This is a genomic window from Moraxella atlantae NBRC 14588 (assembly GCF_001591265.1).
In the GTDB taxonomy this organism is placed as follows: Bacteria; Pseudomonadota; Gammaproteobacteria; order Pseudomonadales; family Moraxellaceae; genus Faucicola; species Faucicola atlantae.
On sequence record NZ_BCUL01000026.1, the window covers coordinates 1 to 17,485 of the forward strand.

At 50.6% G+C, this 17,485-nt stretch carries 11 protein-coding genes and 1 pseudogene; 3 read left to right on the forward strand and 9 right to left on the reverse strand.

The genetic code is table 11. The features are described 5' to 3' along the window. Nucleotides 1-331: 331 nt before the first annotated feature. Together MA2_RS09575 and MA2_RS09580 are read right to left on the reverse strand one after the other, a co-directional pair. Nucleotides 332-754, reverse strand: coding sequence for an MAPEG family protein (locus MA2_RS09575; RefSeq protein WP_067059268.1), 423 nt, complete (start codon nucleotides 752-754; stop codon nucleotides 332-334). Nucleotides 755-779: 25 nt separating this feature from the next. Then, nucleotides 780-1,196, reverse strand: a complete 417-nt coding sequence (locus MA2_RS09580) for an OsmC family protein (protein ID WP_067059270.1) — start codon at nucleotides 1,194-1,196, stop codon at nucleotides 780-782. Nucleotides 1,197-1,759: 563 nt separating this feature from the next. Here MA2_RS09580 and MA2_RS09585 point away from each other — a divergent pair. Then, nucleotides 1,760-2,269: an RNA pyrophosphohydrolase gene (locus MA2_RS09585; protein ID WP_067059273.1), complete on the forward strand. Its 510-nt coding sequence runs from the start codon at nucleotides 1,760-1,762 to the stop codon at nucleotides 2,267-2,269. A 78-nt stretch (nucleotides 2,270-2,347) separates the two neighbouring features. Here MA2_RS09585 and MA2_RS09590 read toward each other — a convergent pair whose 3' ends face one another. From MA2_RS09590 to pilG, 7 genes and pseudogenes are all read right to left on the reverse strand, one after another. Then, the gene (locus MA2_RS09590; protein ID WP_067059275.1) at nucleotides 2,348-2,905 is read right to left on the reverse strand and encodes a cytochrome b; all 558 of its coding nucleotides are present in this window, start codon (nucleotides 2,903-2,905) and stop codon (nucleotides 2,348-2,350) included. Nucleotides 2,906-3,058: 153 nt separating this feature from the next. Next, complete coding sequence (locus MA2_RS09595) at nucleotides 3,059-3,607, reverse strand: hypothetical protein (protein ID WP_067059278.1); 549 nt, start codon at nucleotides 3,605-3,607, stop codon at nucleotides 3,059-3,061. Nucleotides 3,608-3,678: 71 nt separating this feature from the next. After that, a complete protein-coding gene (locus MA2_RS09600) occupies nucleotides 3,679-9,498 on the reverse strand; it encodes a hybrid sensor histidine kinase/response regulator (protein ID WP_245945342.1) in 5,820 nt (1,939 codons plus the stop codon). 215 nt (nucleotides 9,499-9,713) lie between these two features. Continuing rightward, a pseudogene (locus MA2_RS09605) lies at nucleotides 9,714-10,751 on the reverse strand (methyl-accepting chemotaxis protein); the annotation flags it as partial. A gap of 597 nt (nucleotides 10,752-11,348) precedes the next feature. Further along, the gene (locus MA2_RS09610; protein ID WP_067059284.1) at nucleotides 11,349-11,879 is read right to left on the reverse strand and encodes a chemotaxis protein CheW; all 531 of its coding nucleotides are present in this window, start codon (nucleotides 11,877-11,879) and stop codon (nucleotides 11,349-11,351) included. Nucleotides 11,880-11,882: 3 nt separating this feature from the next. After that, nucleotides 11,883-12,248, reverse strand: a complete 366-nt coding sequence (locus MA2_RS09615) for a response regulator (RefSeq protein ID WP_067059286.1) — start codon at nucleotides 12,246-12,248, stop codon at nucleotides 11,883-11,885. Between the two features lie 142 nt (nucleotides 12,249-12,390). Continuing rightward, nucleotides 12,391-12,780, reverse strand: a complete 390-nt coding sequence (gene pilG, locus MA2_RS09620) for a twitching motility response regulator PilG (protein ID WP_067059288.1) — start codon at nucleotides 12,778-12,780, stop codon at nucleotides 12,391-12,393. A 304-nt stretch (nucleotides 12,781-13,084) separates the two neighbouring features. On the opposite strand from pilG, the gene MA2_RS09625 reads away from it, so the two are divergent. Both MA2_RS09625 and MA2_RS09630 read left to right on the forward strand, forming a co-directional pair. After that, nucleotides 13,085-14,341, forward strand: a complete 1,257-nt coding sequence (locus MA2_RS09625) for an efflux RND transporter periplasmic adaptor subunit (RefSeq protein WP_079352257.1) — start codon at nucleotides 13,085-13,087, stop codon at nucleotides 14,339-14,341. 28 nt (nucleotides 14,342-14,369) lie between these two features. After that, nucleotides 14,370-17,485, forward strand: a 3,116-nt coding sequence (locus tag MA2_RS09630) for an efflux RND transporter permease subunit (RefSeq protein ID WP_067059290.1), incomplete at its 3' end; no start/stop codon positions are given.

Genomic DNA, 17,485 nt, shown 5'->3' on the forward strand with positions numbered 1-17,485 from the left:
CCCTTATTAAAAGTTAAAAATTTTACTTCAAAAAACGTTAAACCCCGTGCAAAATAACACTCTCGTGACGACTAAACCGACGCTAAACCACGTCCCCAACAAAATATGCCCACAAAACAACGCCTGCAACTGCGTGTCTAACGGGTCACGGCGTAGGCGTGGCACTACCCATAGCTACGCTGAAACCGCCGTCAGCCCCTGCACGAACAACGCCGCCATGCCCACCGATCCACAGGCATGCGCCCAACATATCATGCAACAACAGCAGTCAAGAAATTCATTGTTTTTATAAGTATTTTTAACATTAATAAACAATTCAATCGTATTGGCTTTACGACATGCGATATACCAAATACATCAGCAATAACGGACACGCCAAACCCAATGCCCACACCGCTGAACGAAAAAATGCCCAATTGGCGATATACGCCAGCCCATACAACACCCGAAGCAGCACGTACATCCAGGCCAACGCACTCACCGCTGACAACGGTACAAAATATACCAATGCCAACGCCGTTGCGACCAAGAACAGTGGTAAAGTCTCGTAGCTATTTTGCTCTGCTGCACGTGCTCGCGCTGCCGCACCTGTCGCGCGTGCCATAAACTCACGCGGCGCGTGATTATCCTTGATACCAAAGCCTGCCAACAGCTTGGCAATATACACCCATAGCATCGGCAACAGGCTTGCCACCACCATTGCCACCACCACACTTCCTGTGGTTGCAGGCAGCCAATGTAACAGCGTAAACATACCCACCCCTTAGCCGTGTGCCGATTTATGCCAATTCGACAATCTCAAAATCATGCGTGATATTGACCCCACCTGCGACCAACATACGCGATGCCGAGCAATATTTTTCTGCCGACAATTCAATCGCCTTTTGCACCTGTGCAGGTTTGATATTGCGCCCAGTCACCACAAAATGCAGATGGATATCGGTAAATACCGCAGGGATTGCATCGGCGCGTTGTGCATCCACATGACAACGCACGCCCTCGATGGCTTGGCGCGATTTTTGCAAAATACTGACCACATCGTAGCTAGCACAGCCACCTAAACCCATCAAAATCAACTCCATCGGCTTAGCACCCAGCGTCTGTGCTGAATCCATCACCACCCGATGCCCCTGCGCACTGGTGGCAGCAAAATTAATCGCATCGGCATTTTTCAGCCATTCAATGTCTACATTCATCGTTATCCCCGATTCAAAAACTTTGGATCATGTGCGCTTATTATGCCGTTTTCATCATCTTGAAACAATTTATAGCAAATAAACATTACACTTTTTGTCCAAAAACTGGTTTAATAGCTCTAAACAACAGTCAAAGCATTGTCAATATTTTTATTGTGTGGTAAATGCTGCTGTAGGCAGCATGTTGTAAAGCGTGTTTGGCAAGAAGTGGTATTACAACAATAACAGACGCACAACGTCTGAGCAGCGCGATGAATACAGATGGTTTGGGCGATATACGCTAGTGTCTTACGCCCATCAGCCATCGGTGAGTTAAATGAATTGTCATAAGGTCAGCCGATGCCCATGAGTCAGATTTTTGACCCGATGTGTCCACTGGTAAACGCGTATACCGCTGTCGGTATGCGCTGATTTGGTTTATGTTTGCTCGCCAATTTTTTTAAACGCTGCTTGTTTGGATGAAGTGTGTTTGATTTGGTAGGTGTATCACTTCATCACGCCAAAATATGACAGTGTTAGACTGTGTATTAAACTGTACAATGATTTAATCACAGGTAATCGTCATGATTGATGCAGATGGCTTTCGTGCCAATGTCGGTATCATCTTGGCAAATACACACGGGCAAGTACTGTGGGCAAAACGTATCGGGCACAACGCCTGGCAATTTCCACAAGGCGGTATTGATGCAGGTGAGTCCCCCACCGATGCCATGTACCGCGAGTTGTGGGAAGAGGTCGGGCTATATCCCAAGCACGTCAAGCTGCTGTCGCAGACCCAAAGCTGGCTACGCTATCGCCTACCCAAGCGATACATTCGCCAAGGGCAATATCCGTTGTGTATTGGACAAAAACAAAAATGGTTTTTGCTCCAGCTGGATGAGAAAAACACCGAATATATCCGTTTTGATACCGCCAAACCCGAGTTTGACCACTGGGAATGGGTGAGCTACTGGTATCCACTCAACCAAGTGGTGGCGTTTAAGCGCAACGTCTATCGGCGCGCGCTGCTTGAATTATCGCCACAATTGCCGCTGCGCTCGGAGCTGTTATTGCCCAGTGCGCGCCAACGCTAACTTTTTGTTGTAGATAAAAAACCGCGTCAGCTATTGGACGCGGTTTTATTTTTGCTGCGTTGATCTGATAAAAAGACGTTACTTAATCATGCGTTTAACTAAGTTATCTTTACGAATCCACTGGTGATATAACGCACCTAAGATATGTAAGCCTGTGAACGCAAGCAGTGCTGGCCATAAGATATCTTTGTGCCAACCTAACAGCGTACGCGCCAAATCTCGATTGGTGCTCACCAGTGTGGGGATATCAAACAAGCCAAAAAAACTCACGTCATAGCCGCGATACATGGTAGCAAACCAACCTGCCAACGGCATGGCAAGCAGCAGCACATACAACATGGCGTGCGTAAAATGCGCCAGCAGCGTGTGCCAACGTGGCATGGGTAACGGTTTTGGCGCGTGGCTAAAACCGCGGTTAATCAGCCGCGCCATTGTCCAACACATCATGCTCAGCCCCAATGCCTTATGGATGCTGATAAAATCCCCGTTGAAGTTTTCATCCAGCACGATCATCAGCCAAGTAAGCAGCAGTAGCAGTACACTGATCCAATGAAAAATACGCGCACTTAGCGACCAACGGTAAGTGTTGTGCGGTGTCAGTGCTTGCGGTGACTCACGATATGAATACAATGCCATGTGTGTCCAGTTTCCTGCTTGGTTGCCAAACGAGTTGCCAAAGATGTCAAAAGCTTGGGTAAAATCTTAGCACAGCGTTAGGCATTTACACCATTTTTATTTGTGATCTTTGATTTATCCCATATTTGGGCAAGCAAGGCAACCTGCCTGTGGTCAGCTATCTAGATCCACCAAAAAGTGCGACAGCTTGTCTAAATTGGGCACGACGCATAGCTCATCATGAAACATGATTGGCTGATAGACGTAATCTTGCCGCGTGGCAAGCGGTGTATAGTTTGCGCCTGCTGCGATAGGTGCTGCCGATGGCGGAGCGACGGGGGCATGGGCATCGCCATGGGTCGCAAGCTCGGTATCATCCAGCGTGACATCTTTGATATCAGCAATCCGCACCGTGTGGTGGCTGATTTTACCAGCAATTTGTAGCCCCAAGCGATGCACATCGGTGGCACTTTCTACCACAATAATTTGTGTTGGTTCAATGGTTTTTGGCAACAGGTGGTATACGGCAACATCTTGCCCTTGCCATAGATAGGTCCAGATACGCTCGTTAAAATCTTCTACTGCCAAAATCAAATCAGCAGGCAAAATCCAGTCAGGCGCATCAACAACGGGGATCCGCACGATGTCCAACTGCGCTCTGGTAATGTTGAGTGAACTCAGCGCTTCTTTATCCGAAAACGCTTTAATAAAGTTTTGTGCCATGACATAAATCCATGCGGTTAGTGTTGGTTGGCGTCAGCCAACTTTGACTGACGCGCACAAGCCCAAACGTTTTAGGCTTGCGCGGTGTAATGTGCCAACGCATTTAACAATTCTTGTTCTTGGAACGGCTTGCCCATGTAGTCAGTTACGCCAATCGCCAAGGCGCGTTCGCGGTGTTTTTCGCCTGTGCGTGAGGTGATCATGATAATTGGCACGTCTTTAAGACGTGGATTATGGCGTACCTGCGTGGCTACCTCAAAGCCATCCATACGCGGCATTTCAATATCTAATAGCATGATATCAGGCGTTAAGGTTTGCAGTTTTTCTAGCGCATCCACACCGTCATTGGCGGTTTGGGTTTCGTAGCCATTGCGCTCAAGCAAGCGTGAGGTCACTTTACGCACCGTCACCGAGTCATCGATAATCAGCACGACAGGTTTTTGTGAGGCTGATTTTTTCGGCTTACTGACGCTGTGTTGTGGGCTTGCGCCAACGTTACGCATGAGTGCGATCAAGTCCAAAATCAGCATGACCGAGCCATCGCCCATGATGGTGGCGGCAGAAATCCCTGCAATATGCGACACTTGCCGCCCTAACGGCTTAACAACCATCTCAATACGTGAACCTGCCAAGCCATCGACTTGCAATGCCAAGCGTTGCCCCGTTTCGTTACGGATGATGATAACAGGTACGCTGGTGGTCTGCTGATGCAGTGCCTCTAGCGGATCGCTGCCATACAAAATTTGGTTGAGATAGCGCAAGCGATAATCTGCGCCATCAAGCTCAAGTGTGTTGGCAGAGGAGCGGTGGAAGTCATACACCACGTCAGGATTGACGCGTACAATACGCTCAATTTGCACCAACGGGATGGCAAAGTAGCGATCACCTGCACGCACCATCAAGGCATCGGACACCGCCACCGTCAGCGGCAAACGCATGGTAAAGCGTGAACCTTTGCCAAGCTCTGACTCAACCACAACCACGCCGCCAAGCTGTTTGACCTCGTTTTGCACCACGTCCATACCTACGCCACGCCCCGAAATCTGGGTAACAGACGATGAGGTAGATAGCCCTGCATTAAAAATATACTGCATGATATCAAGCGGTTTAAGCGACGTGTCATCGGCAGCAATTAGCCCCCGTTCGATCGCTTTACGGCGCACGGCATCAACGTTAATACCACGCCCGTCATCGGTTAGGTGAATGACGATCTCACCGCCTTCACGTAACACTTCAAGCGTAATACGCCCCGTACGCGGTTTACCCTGCTCAATCCGCTCAGCACTGTTTTCAATCCCGTGATCCACGGCGTTACGCAGCATGTGCTCAAGTGGTGATGTAATGCGATCTAAGATGTTACGGTCAATTTCGCCTTCATCGTTGATGATACGTAGCTCAACCGCTTTGCCCAAGTCAGTAGCAGTTTGGCGCACGATACGCTGTAGGCGCGGCGTGATTCGTGAAAACGGTACGGTACGTGAGTTCATCAAGCCGTCTTGCAGCTCGGTTTGGGTGCGCGATAGCTGCAACAATAGGTTTTCGGTGTCACGGGTTTTGTCTAGCATCGTGTTGTTGATATCAAGCAAGTCCGATGCTGACTCTGACAGCGACTTAGACAACTGGTTTAACGCTGAGTATTGATCCATCTCCAGTGGGTCAAAGTCATCTTCCATCGCCGCTTGGGTGTCACCAATTTGTGCCAAAATCTGTACTTCAAGTTCGGTTTCCATGCGTCGCAGCTGGTCGGCAAGACGCTGCACGGTGATGCCCATTTCTTCAATGGTGTTGGTGAGGCTTGAAATACCCATCTCAATGCGTGCGCGGTTGATGGCAGATTCACCCGATAGGTTGATCATGCGCTCCATCAAGCCTGCCGAAATCCGCAGCATCTCAGCCGTTGAAGCGGTTTGCTCTTGCGCCACTTCAAAGTTGCCTTGCATCGATGGGATCACCGACAAGTCGCGCTCAACTTTTTGTGTGCTTTGTGTCAGTGCGGTGTGATACAGCTCAATTTGTTCAATCTGTTTTTCCAGCGAGCTTTGCGGAATCTCGTGCAAGCTATCAGGATCACGCAAGAATGCCATCAGCGCATCGATCAAGGCGGTCGGGGTTTGTGGGTTGTAGTTATTTTCTAATACAAACACCGCGCTTGCCAGCCAGTCGTGACAACTTGCTAACAGATTGCTGATCATACGCGTTGCAGGTTTGCGCCGACTGCCAAGCTCTTCGTAGATGGTTTCCATCTCGTGGGCAAGGGTCGCAACACCTTCTGCGCCGACCATACGCGCGCCGCCTTTGATGGTATGCAATTCACGCTGCAAGGCTTGTAGCGCACCTAAATCGCTGTTATTGGTGCGAAATTCTTGCAAGTGCTCGCTGCTGCTGTCAATCAGCTCGCGCGCCTCTTCTAGATAGACATTGAGCAAATCGGGGTCAGGCTCCTGACCGTGCCAAGTCGCAAGCCGCCGCGCCTCTAGATTATTGACGACCTCTGGCGTGTACTCTGTAATAGTCGGCAAGTCAGGGGTCTCAAGCGCAGGTGCTTCGGTGGCTTGTGCCGCTTGCCGCATTTGCTTGACCAACGGTGGCACACGCAAACGCAAGCCATACACGCTTTGGCGACCGCTGACAAGATCAGCCAACTGCCCGATAAAGCGTGTGGCAAAAAATGAGCGTTGGTGTTGGGTCAGCTGATACATTTGCGCATCAAAGGTCTCATGCACTTGCTGCATAACCTCGACCATCTCGGGGCTGGGCTCCAGCTGTTTGATTGCAAGTGCGTGGTACAACATCTCGGCATAACGCGCCAATTCAGCAATGCTTAGCAGCCCAATCATGTTGGCACCGCCTTTGAGCGTATGGAAATAACGGCGCAATTCTGCCACGATTGTGGTGGATTCTAGCGCGTTTTGCCATTGCCCAAAGCTGGTTTGGATCGCCTCGCGTAGGTTTTGTGCCTCCTCAACAAACACATCCACCAAGTCAATGTCGGTATCGATAGGTTCATACACCAAGTCTGCCAACTGCGCCGTGTCGTCTAACATCTCTAGGCGATTTATCAATGCCTGCACGTTGGCTTCATCGATTTTTACATTCAGACCTGCCGCGATTGCATCACACATGCCAATCAGCTGTTCGTGCAGTTTAGCCAGCGCGTTTGCCAATGCCAAGTCTTGCAAAAACTCAGGATTTTGTTGCAACGCTTGATAAACTTGCGCCAATGCTGTGGTCAGTCGGGCGTATTTGTACCCTGTACAACGCTCATTAAGCCGTTCAGCTTGCTGTGCCAAGTGCGCGATTTGCACCGACCAATCGGAAGCTGGCGTATCGCTTGATACTTGCTCGTCATCTATGACAGGTACGCTACTGTCCGCTGGTTGGGAATCATTTTGTTGTGCTTGTGCCTCTTGTGCAAGGCTAGCCAGCGCGTTAACATTGACATCCAACAATGCGTCAATATCAAGTGCCAGCAAGTCATGCACGCGTAAGCCTTCGACCATTTGGGCAGCATCAAAGCGTCTCACCCAATCCTGCGTAATGGTGCTCAGATCGGTATCTTCTATGCTGTGCTTGGTGGTAGGTTGGGCGTGATATTCGCTAATCGCCGCTTGCCAAATTTCATCACGCGCTTGGGTGACAAGGCTAATCTGACTGGCAGTTAGCCCCTGCTCACATGCCATTAGGTCACCAAGTGCTGTTTCAAGTGCTGCGCTGATGGCGTACACCATCGGCATGTTAGACAATGCCGCACCGCCGCGCAAGGTATGAAACGCACGCACCAAACCATCGGTGACTAAGATTTCGACAGGTTGCGCCTCATCGTCTGATGTATCGACCAGCGGAGCTGCTGCCGCTGCCCGCGCTAGCTGAATAAAGTCATCGATCTTCTCTAGTAGTTCTTGCGCCTCTTCGATAAAAATATCATCAGCGATGGTATCCAAATCGTCCACGCCATCTGCTGCCACATCCTCTGCTACCGTATCGGCAGTCACAGGTGCGGCGGTGGTGTCAGCTGACGCGCCAGTCAGCAGCGCATAATCCAACGCAGCGTCGGGCTTGGCATAGGCTTGGGCAGCAGCTTGCCACAAAAACACATCATCGGGGTAGCCAGATTGCTCAGCAAAACGATCCACCAAACCGTCAAAATTACCCAAGACATCGGCTAGCAACCTGACCATACCCGATGATACGGCAACGGTGTGATCAAGCACGCGATTGAGCATATTTTCAATCGACCACGCCAACTCACCCAGCTGATTGGCACCAACCATCCGCCCTGAGCCTTTGAGCGTATGAAAACCACGGCGAATTTCTTTGAGGGTATCTAAATCATCGGTGGTGTGCTGCCAATCATCAAACAACGGACGGATAGTATCTAAGACCTCATGCGCCTCTTCGATATAAATCTCTTGAATATCTTCATCGGCAGGTGCATCTGCCACAGGCTCAATGGCATCGACCAGCACTTGCCAGTCGGCAGGTAGCGTGGCGTTTTCGGTGGGTGCTATGCTTGTGTCATCATACGCCTTGTCTGCTCTAGGCATCATTGGTGTGTCGCTATCGGCGGTGATGTGCAAATCTGCCTGCTCCACAGCGTGCATAGGTTGGCTGACGCTTGTTGCGGTCAAGCCTGTATCAATCGACTGCCCGTGCAGCAAATTGGTGGCTTGCAACACCACCACAGCAGGGTCAATACTGGGCGGTTGTTTTTGGCTAAAGTCTTGCACCAACGTTGGGATTTTGGCACGCGTATCGCGAATAAATGCGACCAAATCATCGCTAACTGGCAAGGTACCATCTAGCACGCGGTTGAGCATATTTTCTACCGCCCATGCCGTTTCGCCAAGCATCAGTGCGCCGACCATTCGCCCTGAACCTTTGAGCGTGTGAAAGCCGCGACGAATTTCTTTGAGTACCGCAAGATCGGTTGGATCAGTCTGCCAGACGGCTAAGTTAGCATCCATTTCATCCAAGACTTCTTCGGCCTCTTCGATAAAAATCTCGCGGATATCATCATCGCTGCTATCATCATCGGGCTTTAAGCTTGCGCGCGCTGCAATCAGCGCATCGGATTCTGCTGCATCTGCTTGGGCAGTGGGTTGCTCAATCGTGGGTTGATCTGCTGTCATACCATCGGCATGATCATCCACTGCATCTGCTAGATCTAGGTGGGTGACTGAGGCATACATATCGGTGGTTGAAATCGGCTCGTTGGGTGTATCAGCGTGCACTAACGCATCCGCTTTGCCTTGCAAGATTTGCTCAATATCCGTCAGTTTTGCCTCATGGACCGTTTGATTTGCCAAATCCGTAAGTATTTGGTCAAATCCGATCATCGCTGCCATTGCTTGGTGGCAAATCGCGGCTTGCTGGGTCACATCGGCTAGGCTTGTGCTTTGGGCAAGGGTTTGTAATTGCTCGGCAACCTCTGCTGCATGCATCAATTGCAAACTTTCAAATAGCCGTATTAATGCCGAAAAATCCAATTCTGCTAACACAGGCGCAGGGTCAGCAGCATGTTGCAACAGCGATTGGTTTGCCGCTAGCTGCTCTTGGGCTGCCAACAAGCTTGGCTCATCACCACGCGCGACTGTGCTTGTCAGCGTATCTGTTGCTTGCAATAAGTAGCTGTATAAATCTTGCAACTGACGCTCGACCTGCCAGCCGACATTGGCGGCTAGCTCGTCATCTTGCGCCATCAGCTTGGCATCGGCTAGTACATCGGCAAGTGTTTGGCTTTGCTGTCGCCAGCCGTGTTCCGCAAATTGCTGCGCCAAGGTTTGTAGATTTAGCAAGACATCGGGCGTGCCAACAGCATAGATCGCTTGCTCAAGCGCAGACAAGGCTTGGCTAAATAAAGGCTTGGGTTGGTTTGTGGTTGTTTGCGACATATTCATCCACTCGGTTGGATTTGGTTTGCGTCTTTTTTTGTGTGCTATGGCTTTGCAAAATACCAAATCTTATCAAAACTGTTTGTGCTCATGCAGCTTAAGATAGCGTGTGTATAAAAAAAAGGGTGAAACGCGCTTTCACCCTTTTTTTACCTTTTATCAATGGTATGTCACACCAATCCAAGCGCGATGGACAGCGCGACTCATTTACCAGATCAGTGCGCCAACATCTCGTCAGGTAGTTTAAAGCCCGATACAGATTGTTGTAGTTCGGCTGCCATCTCGTTAAGCTGACCAATCGAACGCGCTGTGGCTAGTGTACCTGATGTGGTTTGCGAGGTAATATCTTGAATGACATTCATCGTGTTTGAGATATGACCTGCCGATGCGGCCTGTTGGCGTGCTTCGTTCGAGATGTTCTGAATCAATGCCGCCAAATTGTTTGATACTTGTTGCACCTCTTCAAGTGCTTCACCTGCGTCTTTGGCAAGGCGTGCACCGCGTACCACCTCGGCAGTGGTTGATTCCATTGACATAACCGCTTCGTTGGTGTCTGCCTGAATGGTTTTGACCAGTGTTTCAATCTGTTTGGTCGCGGTTGCTGAACGTTCTGCAAGGCGTTGTACCTCATCGGCAACCACCGCAAAGCCGCGTCCTGCTTCCCCTGCCATCGATGCCTGAATCGCTGCGTTCAACGCCAAAATATTGGTTTGGTCGGCGATGTCATTAATCAGACCCACGATGTTACCAATTTCTTGTGACGATTCGCCCAAGCGCTTAATTCGCTTTGAAGTTTCTTGAATCTGGTCGCGAATCGTGTTCATCCCGTCAATGGTACGCTGTACCACCTCTGCCCCGTTGTGGGCAATCGCTACCGAGCGATCCGCAACCTGTGCTGATTCAGTCGCGTTGGATGATACTTGGTCAATCGAAACCGCCATTTGATTGATCGCGGCAGATGCGCCTGCGATCTCTTGCGCTTGGTTTTCGGACGCTTCTGCAAGCTGTACCGCGGTGGTTTGGGTATCAACCGATGCCACCGCAACGCGCTCGGCAGTCGTATTAATCGCTGCTACCAGTTGGCGCAATTGGTCAATCGCAAAGTTGACTGAGTCAGCAATCGCACCTGTGAAATCCTCTGATACCGTGGCATTGACGGTCAAGTCACCTTCTGCCAAGTCACCCAATTCATCCAGCAAGCGCAAAATTGCCATTTGGTTACGCTCGTTTTCTTCTTGAATTCTTTGTGAGCGCAAGGTTTCTTCTTCCATCGCTTGGCGTTGGCGGCGTAAGTCTTGTTCACTGGCGGTTTGGTCAATCGCTTGCTTGGCGGTGATTTGGCGATACGCCACATAACTAACCAAGCCAATACCCACCAAGACGATCAGCGCAGGCAGCCCGATGTGCAGTAGCAGATTTTGATTTACCGCTTCTGCCGCACTCACTTGCGCCATGGTGTGGGCAAAATTGTATACCATGTACAAAAACGCCAAGACCGTCAGCGCGATAAACAGCCACAATAAGCCTGCGCCTTGATCTGTCGCTGTCGCCTGTTTGGCAGATTGTAGCGTGCCCTGACTTGAGCCAGCAGCGTTTTTTTCTGTGGTGGTTGGACGACTAACCATGCGTAAGCTTCCTCAATTCAGTGTACCAATTCTTGTGGTGCGTTTTGTGTCGCATCATCGTTTTGCTAGGCTGTTTTGCTAAGCTGTGATCATCTTGCCCAGTGCTGATGTCATAGCAGTTCATGTTGGCAGCTGCTCATACCCCAAGCAGCCATGCTCATGATGATCTTTTGATAAAACCATATTAAATCTGCGCGTACTTACCTGATAGTCTGACAGCCAGTCTTACAACGCAGCATTTAAATACTGTTGGTCTTCTGCCAATAAACTGGGCATAAAAATATACCAGTATTCGTTTTGTTGGTGAAAACGCCCATGTGTATAGGGAGCTAAGGCAGATTGTTCAGACAGCGCGATAGGTTCGTATTGACGCTCATAAAATGTCATGATGCCCAAAACCTCATCGACCTGTAGTCCGCTAAATAAATTTGGCTGATCGATAACCAACAGCTTTTTTTGGCGTGTTTGGCGCGCGCTTTGTGCCAGCCCCAAAAAATTTGCTAAATCCGTCAATGGCAGCAGACGCCCGCGCACGTTGGCGATGCCCATCATCCAAGGCTGCGTTAAGGGCAAGCTGGTAAAATCAGGTACCGATAACACCTCGGCAACATCACCCAACGGTGCAATAAGCTGATAATCACCGACCCGAAACGCCACACCTTGCCATTGCGATGTCTCATCCAAACGTCCGCCTCGTTTGCGACGCTCGGCGCGATCTGCCAAACGTAAAAGCTCAATAAATCCATTAGACGCCACGGCTTATTGTCCCAACAGTGAGCCGATAATTTGGATGAGCTCCGCCTCATTGACAGGCTTGGTCAAGTAGTCTTTGGCACCTTGACGCTTGCCCCACACGCGGTCAGTTTCTTGGTTTTTGGTGCTGATAATCACGATCGGAATATGCGCGGTGGCGGCATCACGGCTGATTTTACGCGTTGCCTGAAAACCGTTCATCTCAGGCATAACCACGTCCATCAAGATGATATCTGGCTTTAGCTCATTGGCTTTTTGGATGCCCTCTTCGCCCGTATGTGCCTCGATGATCTCATGCTGATGACGCAGCAAAATCTCACGAAACTTTGCCATTTCGGTGGGCGAATCATCAACAATCAAAATCTTAGCCATGGTTTTTCCTTATCAGTGGTTAAATATTTTTAAATTATCAATTAACGCAATTATTTTATGACGATATCCATACCCAGCAAACTTTTACCCAATGGCTATTGGGCATGGCTGCCTGTTTGATTAGGCAAATTTAGTAAACCAATTAAGCTTGGGCAGGGCGATAACGCTCGATTGCATCAAACAGTTCTTCTTTACTAAACGGCTTGGTCAGATATTCATCTGAGCCAACAATACGCCCACGGGCTTTGTCAAATAAACCATCTTTTGATGACAACATGATCACAGGCGTGTCGGCAAAATCGGCGTTGTTTTTGATCAGCGCGCAAGTTTGGTAGCCGTCAAGGCGTGGCATCATAATATCAACAAAAATCAAATCAGGGTTGCTGTCGGCGATTTTTGCTAGGGCATCAAAGCCATCAACCGCGCTGATGACCTCGCAGCCTGCTTTTTCTAGCAAGGTTTCGGCAGTGCGGCGGATGGTCTTTGAGTCGTCAATAATCATGACTTTTAAACCTGAAAAATTCGCGTCCATAATTGTGTCCTAATTTGATGTCAGTTTGTATCGGCAATCATGCTAAAATATTGCTAAAAATATAGCACACTTTTTAGCCAAAGATAAACCATAAAACTTGACTAAATGACAAGTTGGTTTAAATTTACGATAACGCTGCCTAAAATACGCCATCTGCTTACAAGACTGCCACCAAATGGGCGATATTGGGCGCAAAATAACGCATTGTCAGCGTAAGGCAAATCGTCTAAACTGGTTTTTTTGTGTTATTGTTTGGCGGTTTGTCCTCATTTATCTGATTTGGTAAGCAAGGTTGATAAAGCGTATGCGGCAACTTAATCATCTGATCATCCAACGCTGTTGGGTCATCGGTTTTTTGGCATCAAGCCTTTTGCCATTGAGCCTGACCGCCTGCAACCGCAATGCCAATGAACCAAGTGCAGCACAGGAACGCGCGTCCATCAGCCGCCAACAAAGTGCCGCCAACGCCTCTGCCCCTGAAGCAGCATTGGCAGATGATGAAATCGCGCTGATTGGCGATGATATCACCACCGCCAAGGCCGAACGCTATCAGCCCAGCACCACCGTGACAGGTACGCTGCAAAACGCCGAACAAACCGCCGTGCAATCCACCGTCAATGCACAGGTTCAACAAGTACTTGCTGATGTGGGCAGCGCGGTCAAGCAAGGGCAGCCTTTGGTGATTTTGGATATCGCTGATACGCAAAACCAATTGGCGCAAGCCGAAGCCGACGTTGCCGCCGCCGAAGCACAAGCCAAAGTCGCCGATACCTTGGCACAAAAAAACAAAATGCTGCTGGATAAAGGCTTTGTCGCCCAAATCGAATATGACCGTAGCGTCGCTGATGCTATCGCACAGCAGCAAGCGGTGGTGGCAAAACGCGCTCAACTTGCCAACATCAAAAAACGCTTTGGCGACACCACAATCAAAGCTCCAAGCGATGGCGTGATTGCCAGTCGTAGTGTCGATGTGGGGCAAGTCGTTGCGCCCAATCAGACCTTAATGCAAATCGTCAATCCCAATAAGCTTGAGTTTGCTGCCAATGTGCCCAGCGAGGCGCAAAGTCAGCTTTCGGTCGGGCAAAGCGTACCGTTTAGCGTCGGCAGACAGACCGACCGCAGCACACAAGAGGCAGGCGGTGCGTCTTTAACCACCCCAAGCACCGCGCCGTATGTCGGACAAATCAGCCGCATCGCGCCGCAAGTTGATCCCACCAGTCGCCAGCTGACAATTTACGTCGCCGTGCAGCCCAATAAAGATTTACGCGCAGGCATGTTTGCCACAGGCACACTGTCTTATGGGCAGGTGCAAACGGGCGTGCTGCTGCCTGCCACTGCCGTACGCCTAGACAGTGCCACTGCCGCGCCCACCACAACGCCACAGATAGGCATGGTTTGGGTTATCGGGCAGGATCACCGCTTGCGCCATCAGCCTGTCACTATCATCCGGCAAGACGCGCCAACCAATCAGTATTTGGTTAGCGGTATTGAGGCAGGTACGGTGGTTACCACGGTGCCATTACAGCCCGATGATGCAGGCAAGCGTGTGGTGGTTAAGTAGTTTTGCTATCGGTGTGTGAGACGTTGCCATGTGGCTGACCCGAATCAGTATCGCCAACCCCGTGTTTGCCACGATGATGATGTTGGCGTTTATGGTGGTTGGGCTGTTAGCCACTCAGCGCATGCAGGTTGAAGAATTCCCCGATATTGACTTCCCGTTTGTCGTCATCAGTACAACGTATGCAGGCGCGTCGCCTGAAGTCGTTGAGTTAGATATTACCGAAAAAATCGAAGAACAAATCAACACCATTGCAGGCGTGAAAGAAATCATGTCAGTATCGCGTCAAGGTATGTCGCAGGTGATTGTCCAGTTTGACCTTAACATGTCATCGGATGTTGCCGCTCAAAACGTGCGCGATAAATTGGCGTTGGTTACGCCACAGTTTCGTGATGATGTCGATGACCCGATTGTGGCGCAGTTTAACCCTGCTGACATGCCCGTATTGTCGGTAGCGTTTGACAGCTCGCGCATGAGTGTCGGTGAGCTTTCGACTTTTTTACAAAATGATATCAGCAAACGCTTGCAAACTGTGTCAGGTGTTGGTCGGGTGGATTTGCTTGGCAATCGTCCACGCCAAATTCGTATTGCGCTTGAGCCTGAACGCATGAATGCCTATCGCGTGTCGGTCAATCAAGTAGCAAACGCGCTCAAAAATGACAACGTTGAGCTGCCTTTGGGCACGCTTGAGCAAAATAACCAACAAACCATCGTCCAAATCAACGGGCGCGTCAAGTCACCTGCCGAATTTGGGCAACTGGTGGTGGCGCAAAACCGCACACCTTCGGGGCAAATCGTGCCTGTGTATCTGTCGCAGATCGCGCAAATTCGCGACGGGCAAGCCGATGCTGCTTCGGCGGCGTTGGTCAATGGCAAGCCTGCCGTAGCGATGGATGTCATCAAGACTTCGGATGCCAACGTGCTGGCGGTGGTTGATGGCGTGCGCAAACGCTTGGCAGAGATTGAACCAACCTTGCCGCCCGATGTACACATGCAGGTGGTCGCAGACAGCTCGGTCAATATTCGCGGCGCGCTTGGCAATGTGGTGCGTACGCTGATTGAAGGCGCGATTTTGGCGGTGTTTATCGTGTGGCTGTTTTTGGGTTCGTGGCGTTCAACGATCATTACGGGCTTGACGTTGCCGATCGCGCTGCTTGGTACATTGGCAGTGGTGTGGCTGCTTGGTTTTACCATCAACATGATGACGCTGTTGGCGTTGGCACTGTGTATCGGGCTGTTGATTGATGATGCGATTGTGGTGCGTGAAAACATCGTGCGCCATTCGGCGATGGGCAAGCCACCACGGCAAGCGGCGCTCGATGGTACGCAAGAGATTGGCTTGGCGGTGGTGGCAACCAGTTTGGTGATTGTCGCGGTGTTTTTGCCTGTGGCGTTTATGGGCGGGATTATCGGGCGGTTTTTTTATCAGTTTGGGGTGACGGTGTCGGTGGCGGTGCTGCTGTCGATGTTGGTCAGCTTTACCCTTGACCCGATGTTGTCCTCGGTGTGGCATGACCCCGACGCAGCGGCAGGACATCATGGCGTGCATCCGCGTTTTGCCCGTCGTCCGTTGGCGTGGGTGTTGTGGCAGTTTGAGCGCGGTCTGACGTGGCTGACGGGTGTGTATAGCCGTATTTTGCGCTTATGCTTGAAGCGACGTTTTGTCACCCTATTGATTGCTGTTGGCTCGTTGGTGCTGGCGTTTGGCGCGGCAAAGTTGGTGGGTAGTGAATTTGTCCCCCAAGCCGATATGAATGACGTCACGGTGCGCTTTGAAACACCGACCAATGCCAGCGTGGATTATACCCAGCAAAAAACAGCGCAGGTTGCGCGCGTGCTTGCCGCCATGCCTGAGGTCACGCGCACGTATGCGGCGGTTAATACGTTGGCGTATAGCGGCGACAACCACGTGCAAGTCAAGGTCACGCTATTGCCCAAAGATCAGCGCCAAGACTTGACCACCATGACGCAGCGTATTCGCGAACAGTTGGCGCAAATCGGCGGTATCCAAGTGACCTCGGTTGCCGCGGCGGACAACACGATTGGCGGCGGCGAAAAACCCATTCAAATCTCCATCACAGGCGATGATTTGGGCAAACTTGCGCAGCTTGCCGATGATTTTATGACACGGCTTGATGGTATTGATGGCTTGATTGACGTAGAAAGCACCTTGACCGATCCCAAGGCCACCGTCAATGTCACCATCGACCGCTTGGCAGCCAATGACGCAGGGCTGTCGGTTGGGCAAATTGGGCAGGCGTTGCGCCCCCTACTGGCTGGCGACAATGTGACGACATTCAAAGACGCGCAAGGCAACAACATCGATGTGAACTTACGCCTGCCCAATGACGATCGCCGCACCATCGCGCAGTTGCAGCGGCTGTATTTGACCTCAAGTAAAACCGACGCACGCGGCGTACCGCTGTTGATTCCGCTGTCACAAGTGGCGCGTTTTGAGGCAACCACAGGCGCGTCACAAATCAACCGCCGTGACTTGCGCCGTGAAGTTGTCGTCAAAGCCAACACCAACGGCAGACCTGCAGGCGACATCGGGCGCGATATCGCCGCTGTGCAAGCGCAGATGAAATTGCCAGCTGGTTATGGCTTTGCGGTGCAAGGTGCTAACAAAGACATGGCAGAATCATTGGGCTATGCTGCAACCGCGTTGCTGTTGGCAATCATTTTTATTTATATGCTGCTAGGCTCGCAGTTTAAGAGCTTTTTGTACCCCGTGGCGATCATGGCGGCGTTGCCATTGTCATTGGTTGGGGTGTTTTTTGCGTTGTACCTGTGGGGCTCGACACTAAATATTTTTTCTATCATTGGCATCATCATGCTGATGGGGCTGGTGTGTAAAAACGCGATTTTGCTGATTGACTTTATCAAAACCGCGACCGAAAACGGACAAGACCGCCACAGCGCGATCATGCAGGCAGGGCAAACGCGCTTGCGCCCGATTTTGATGACCACCGCCGCGATGGTTATGGGCATGGTGCCACTGGCGCTTGGCGTGGGCAAAGGCGCGGAACAACAAGCCCCGATGGCACATGCGATTATCGGCGGTGTATTAACCTCAACGCTACTGACCTTAATTGTCGTGCCTGTGATTTACACCTATCTGGACGATGCCAAACGTTGGACGTTACG